The 233-nt window shown below is 51.9% G+C and carries 2 tRNA genes; both read right to left on the reverse strand.

The annotated features are described in order from the left end of the window. Nucleotides 1-7 precede the first annotated feature (7 nt). A tRNA-Trp gene (locus tag VJL_RS27350) sits at nt 8-84 on the reverse strand. 68 nt (nt 85-152) lie between these two features. Further along, a tRNA-Asp gene (locus VJL_RS27355) sits at nt 153-229 on the reverse strand. Nucleotides 230-233 lie beyond the last annotated feature (4 nt).

The following is a 233-nucleotide window of genomic DNA, read 5'->3' on the forward strand; positions in this document are numbered from 1 at the left end:
TTAAATATGGCAGGGGTGGAGAGATTCGAACTCCCAACACGCGGATTTGGAATCCGCTGCTCTGCCAATTGGAGCTACACCCCTGTAGAAACTACAGTTTATCACATTGTAGATTCAAAAAAACCTCGCAAAAGCGAGGTCTTTGAAATAAGTGGCGGAGCGGACGGGACTCGAACCCGCGACCCCCGGCGTGACAGGCCGGTATTCTAACCAACTGAACTACCGCTCCGCAC

The sequence above is a fragment of the Vibrio jasicida CAIM 1864 = LMG 25398 genome (assembly GCF_000400365.1).
GTDB lineage: Bacteria > Pseudomonadota > Gammaproteobacteria > Enterobacterales > Vibrionaceae > Vibrio > Vibrio jasicida.